This window comes from Streptomyces sp. RPT161 (assembly GCF_027533845.1).
GTDB lineage: Bacteria > Actinomycetota > Actinomycetes > Streptomycetales > Streptomycetaceae > Streptantibioticus_A > Streptantibioticus_A silvisoli_A.
This window is the reverse complement of the sequence record NZ_JAPZVN010000048.1, coordinates 1-6,045: the sequence shown is the minus strand read 5'-3', so window position 1 is coordinate 6,045 and position 6,045 is coordinate 1. Positions and strand designations below refer to the sequence as shown.

Genomic DNA, 6,045 nt, shown 5'->3' with positions numbered 1-6,045 from the left:
ATTACCCCGCAGCCGTCTGGGGTGCCGGTGTATTCGTCGGTGACCGGAGAGTTGATGGACACCGCGTCGTGGGGCGCGGAGTACTGGTACCGGAATCTGCGGAATACGGTGTTGTTTGAGAAGGCTTTGACGGCTGCTTTGGATGCCGGTGCCAGCGCGGTGATTGAGGTCAGTCCGCATCCGGTGCTGCTTCCCGCGGTCCAGGACATTGTGGACCAACACGAGGATGCCGCAGTGACTGCAGGGACGCTGCGTCGTGGTGAGGGGGACCTCCGGCGTGTGGTCTTCGCGGTGGCGCAAGTGTATGCGCATGGCGTGGCGGTGGAGTGGGCCACGCTTTTTGCTGGTTGTGGTGCTGTGCGGGTGGGGTTGCCGACGTATGCGTTCCAGCGGCAGCGCTTCTGGCCCGATACGGCCAGTGGGTCGGCCGATGTCACTGCGGCGGGGTTGAGTTCTGCCGAGCACCCGCTGCTTGGGGCGATGTTGTCGTTGCCGCAGACGGATGGTGTGGTGTTCACCAGTCGCCTGTCGCTGCGCACGCACCCGTGGCTCGCCGATCACGCGGTGCAAGGCACCGTGATCTTCCCCGGCACTGGGTATGTCGAGTTGGCCATCCGTGCTGGTGACAGTGTGGGTTGTGACCGACTGGATGAGCTGGTTTTGGAAGCCCCGCTAGTGTTGCCCGCTCAGGGCGGGGTGCAGGTCCAGGTCGTGGTTGGCGATGCCGATACCCCCGCGGCGGCCGGGCCGCGGCGGCGGAGCGTGGCGGTGTACGCGCGCCTGGACGGGCAGGAGACCTGGACCCGACACGCCACCGGCGTGATGAGTGCTACCGCACCACACGCCGATCAAGACCAGGCCGGTGGCGAGTTTGACTGGGTGAGTCAGGCGTGGCCTGTGCCAGGTGTTGCGGAACTGGATACCACCCGTTTCTACGAGCAGCTGAGTGATGACGGGTTCCTCGTCTACGGCCCCGTATTCCGGGGGCTGAGTAAGGCGTGGAAGAGCGGGGATCAGATCCTCGCAGAGGTTGAACTCCCTGAGTCTGCTCTGGCGGAGTCGTTCGGGATCCATCCGGCTTTGTTGGATGCGGCGTTGCACGCGACGGTTTTCGCCGGGTTGGACTCGGCTCAGGGCGGAGGCTTGCCGTTCAGCTTCACTGATGTGGTGTTGCGCGCTTCCGGCGCGTCGCGGCTGCGGGTCGCGTTGACTCGTACCGGTTCGGATGAGGTGGCGATTGCGATTGCGGACAGCACGGGGTTGCCGGTGTTGTCGATCGGTTCGCTGACCGTACGGCCGGTTGCAGCTGGCAGCATCGCCACGAGCACGGGCGATGGGTCTTTGCTGAGGATGGAGTGGATCGATATCCCCACCCCGTCCGCTCTTCCTGTGCAGGAGTGGGTGGTGGTCGACCGGGGTGGCTCGGTGGACGCTGTGTACACCTCCTTGGAGGCGGCCGATGCCGCTTTGGAGGACGGGGCCGGGGTTCCGCAGGCGGTTGTGCTGGCCGTGGCCGGGGACCCGCACGCGGTGGTGGACTCAACCCACGAGCTGACCGGGTGGGTGTTGCGGCAGGTGCAGCACTGGTTGGGTGCGGAGCGGTTAGCCAGGGTGCCGTTGGTTGTGTGGACTCGGGGTGCGGTTGCTACTCGGTCTGGTGAGTCGGTGTCGGATTTGGCTGCGGCTGCGGTGTGGGGTTTGGTGCGTTCGGCGCAGACGGAGAACCCGGGCCGGTTCATTCTGCTAGACACCGACACCGAGCTGGATGCTGCGGTGCTGGGCCAGGTGCTCGCTGCGGATGAACCGCAACTGACGTTACGTCAACGCCAACTCCACGGCGCTCGCCTGACTCGGATCAGCCCCACCGATGAACTCCCGATCCCCTCATCGGACATGCCATGGCGACTTGACTTCACGGAGAAGGGCACACTGGAGAATCTGGCGTTGGTGCCCTGTCCTGAACTGGCCGATGCGCTGAGGCCCGGGGAGGTTCGGATTCAGGTTCGGGCGGCGGGCCTGAACTTCCGAGATGTGCTCAACGCCCTGGGAATGTATCCCGGTGAGGCTGGCCCCTTGGGCAGCGAGGTAGCGGGCGTGATCGCTGAGCTCGGGCCTGAGGTGACCGGCCTGAAGGTCGGTGATCGGGTCATGGGGTTGGCGTTCGGGAGCATCGGGCCCGTTGCGGTGACTGACCAACGACTGCTGGTCGTGATCCCGCCGGATTGGTCGTTCACGACTGCCGCCTCGATGCCGATTGTGTTCCTGACGGCTTATTACGGGCTGGTGGATCTTGCGGGCCTGCGCGCTGGTGAGTCGGTTCTGGTGCATGCCGGTGCTGGTGGTGTGGGCCTGGCGGCCATCCAGCTTGCCCAGCACTTCGGTGCCGACGTTTACGCCACCGCAAGTGAAGCGAAGTGGCGTGTGCTGCACGAGTGGGGCCTCTTGGAAGGCCAGGTGGCGTCTTCACGGGACCTGACCTTCAGGGAGAGCTTCCGTGCCGCTACGGCCGGCCGCGGTGTGGATGTGGTGCTCAACTCCCTGGCGGGGCAGTTCGTGGACGCCTCGCTGGATGTGTTGGTTGCTGGCGGGCGGTTTGTGGAGATGGGCAAGACCGATATCCGGTCGGCACAGGACCTGCCTGCCGGGGTGGTCTATCGGGCCTTCGAGCTGATGGATGCCGGTGTTGACCGTATCCAGGAGATGCTGCGGGAGCTGGTAAGCCTGTTCGAGGCTGGTGTGTTGCGGCCGTTGCCGGTCACGAGCTGGGACGTGCGCCAGGGGCAGGATGCCTTCCGGTTCATGAGCCAGGCCAAGCACGTGGGCAAGCTGGTTCTGACCATCCCCACACCACCGGAGCCGGTCCTGGACGCGACGGGCACGGTCGTGATCACTGGTGCTGGTGGCTTGGGCGGCGTTGTGGCGCGGCATCTCGTCCGCGAGCACGGCGTTCGGCACCTGTTGCTGGTGAGCCGGCGTGGAATGGACGCTCCGGGCATTACGGAGCTGGTGGCGGAGCTGGCGGAGCAAGGCGCCGCAGCGGTGGTCACTGCATGCGATGTGACAGATCGGCAGGCTTTGGCCGAGGTGCTGGCGTCGGTGTCGCCCGATTACCCGGTCAGCGGCGTGGTGCACACCGCGGGTGTTCTCGAGGACGGTGTGATCGGCTCCCTGTCGCGGGAGCAACTGGACCGGGTACTGGCACCCAAGGTGGACGCTGCCTGGAACCTGCACGAACTGACCCGAGACCTGAACCTGTCGATGTTCGTGGCTTTCTCTTCGCTCGCGGGGCACCTGGGTAGCGGGGGACAGGGCAACTACGCCGCAGGCAATGTGTTCTTGGACGTGTTGATGCAGCAGCGCCGCAACCAAGGTTTGCCGGGCCTCTCGATGGCCTGGGGTGCTTGGACGACCGAGGTCGGTTTGGTGGGCACGTTGTCTGAGATCGATCTCGAGCGGATCGCTCGTTCGGCCATGCCGCCGTTGTCCGTGTCCCAGGGCATGGAACTGTTCGATCGGGCGGTGCGCACTGGTCACCCGGTCCTGGGACTGGCCCGGCTGAACCCGCTGGCGCTGCGTGCTCAGCAGGATGTGCCGGCCCTGTGGCGGTCGTTGGTCGGCGGTGTGCTCCGGCGTGCCGCCGACAACACCCGGGATGGTCGTGAGGGCCTGGAGCAGCGGCTGGCCGGTCTGTCTCGTGTGGACCGTGAAAAGGTGCTGGTCGGTCTGGTGCGGGATTCCGCCGCGGCCGTGCTGGGGCACGCTTCGAGCGCACAGATCGACAGCGACCAGCCGTTCAGCGAGCTGGGATTCGACTCACTGACGTCGGTCGAGCTGCGCAATCTGCTGCAGTCCAAGACGGGTGTCGCTCTGGCGTCCAGTGTGGTGTTCGACTACCCGACCGTCACCCGTTTGGCCAGCTACGTGGACACCTTGTTCGGGTACGACCAGACGCCCGAACCAGACGACCCATCCGAGGCAGCAATTCGCAGGGCTCTCCACTCCATTCCATTGGCCAGGTTGAGGAAAGCCCGTTTGCTCGATGCTTTGCTCGAACTCGCCAGCAACGGTGACGAACTGAGTGTTTCGGAACAGGAAGACGAAGCGACCTTGCTCGCAGCGGATGTCGACGACCTCATCGATATCGCACTTCGCGATGAATGAATGACGACCGGGAGCTAACGATGGCTGTGTCTGTGGACAAGTTGACGGAGGCCCTCCGAGCTTCGTTGCTGGCCAATAGTCGCTTGCGTCAGGAGAACAAGGCCCTGACAGATGCCACGAACGATCCGATCGCGATCGTGGGGATGGCGTGCCGGTTCCCTGGTGGGGTGTCGGGTCCGGACGATCTGTGGCGGCTGGTCAGTAACGGGATCGATGGCATTGCGCCGTTCCCTACTGATCGTGGCTGGGATCTGGACGCGCTGCTGGGCACTGACGGGCCCGGGTCAGGGGCGTCGGCGACGAGTGAGGGTGGCTTTGTCGACGGTGTAGACGAGTTCGATGCGGCGTTCTTCCGGATCTCCCCGCGGGAGGCGCTGGCTACTGATCCTCAGCAGCGGTTGCTGCTGGAGGTGTCTTGGGAAGCGTTGGAACAGGCTGGTATCGATCCGGTGTCGTTGGCGGGGAGCCCGACCGGGGTTTTCGCCGGCGCGTACCAGATGGGATACGCCGATCTGGTAACTCGTTCTGATGAGCAGCTGCAGGGCCACGCGCTCACGGGCGGGGCGGGTAGCGTGATCTCTGGCCGTGTGGCTTACACGTTGGGCCTTGAGGGGCCCGCGGTGAGCGTGGACACGGCCTGTTCTTCGTCGTTGGTGGCGATGCACTTCGCCGCGCAGGCGTTGCGGGCGAAGGAGTGCACGCTGGCCCTGGCCGGTGGCGTCACGGTGATGTCCACACCCCACACGTTCATCGGGTTCACGGTGCAGGGTGGTACGGCCGCGGACGGGCGGTGCAAGTCGTTCGCCGACGCCGCCGACGGCGCCGGATGGGGCGAAGGCGTCGGAATGGTGGTGATGGAGCGGTTGTCCGATGCTCGCCGTCACGGCCACGAGGTGTTGGCGGTGTTTCGCTCGAGTGCGGTCAACCAGGATGGCGCTTCGAACGGGTTGACGGCGCCGAATGGTCCGTCGCAGCAGCGGGTGATTCGTCAGGCGTTGGCCGCGGCTGGGCTTTCTCCTGCTGAGGTCGATGTGGTGGAGGCTCATGGGACGGGGACTCGGCTCGGTGACCCGATTGAGGCTCAGGCGTTGCTGGCCACGTACGGCCAGGACCGTGTCGAGGGGCAGCCGTTGTGGCTGGGGTCGTTGAAGTCCAACATCGGTCACACCCAGGCCGCGGCGGGCGTGGCGGGTGTGATCAAGATGGTCATGGCCATGCGACACGGGGTGCTTCCCAAGACGCTGCATGTGGATCAGCCGTCCGCCCAAGTGGACTGGTCCCAGGGCGATGTGCGGTTGCTGACCGAGGCCGCCCCTTGGCCGGAGACGGACCATCCTCGTCGGGCCGGAGTGTCGTCGTTCGGTGTCAGTGGAACGAACGCGCACGTCATCCTCGAAGCCCCCGCCGACATCACGTCGGATACTCCATCCAGCACCGAAACCTCTTCTGACGTTGGTGCCTTCAGTGTGGGTGGTGTGGTGCCGTGGGTGTTGTCGGGGAAGTCGGTTGAGGCGGTGCGGGCGCAGGCAGGCCGCTTGCTGGAGTTCGTGGAGTCGGATTCGTCGTTGCGTGCGGTGGATGTGGGGTGGTCGCTGGTCAGTTCGCGTGCGGTGTTCGATCACCGTGCCGTGCTGGTGGGAAGTGACCGTGATGAGTTGATATCCGGGCTGCGGGCCGTTGCTGCTGGGGAGTCGGCTGCTGGGGTGGTGCGGGGCACTGCTCGGGCTGGTGGCCAGGTGGTGTTTGTGTTCCCTGGTCAGGGTGCGCAGTGGGTTGGTATGGCTCAAGGCATGCTGGAGTCCTCCCCGGTGTTCGCTGAGGTGATGGGTGAGTGTGCTCAGGCGCTGGCGCCGTTTGTGGACTGGTCGTTGGATCAGGTGCTCG

At 65.3% G+C, this 6,045-nt stretch carries 2 protein-coding genes; both read left to right on the top strand.

The window, feature by feature from the left end:
- A complete protein-coding gene (locus O5O46_RS34725) occupies positions 1–4,161 on the top strand; it encodes an SDR family NAD(P)-dependent oxidoreductase (protein WP_269859675.1) in 4,161 nt (1,386 codons plus the stop codon).
- A 26-nt stretch (positions 4,162–4,187) separates the two neighbouring features.
- On the top strand, positions 4,188–6,045 hold a 1,858-nt coding region (locus O5O46_RS34720), incomplete at its 3' end, for a type I polyketide synthase (protein ID WP_443072702.1).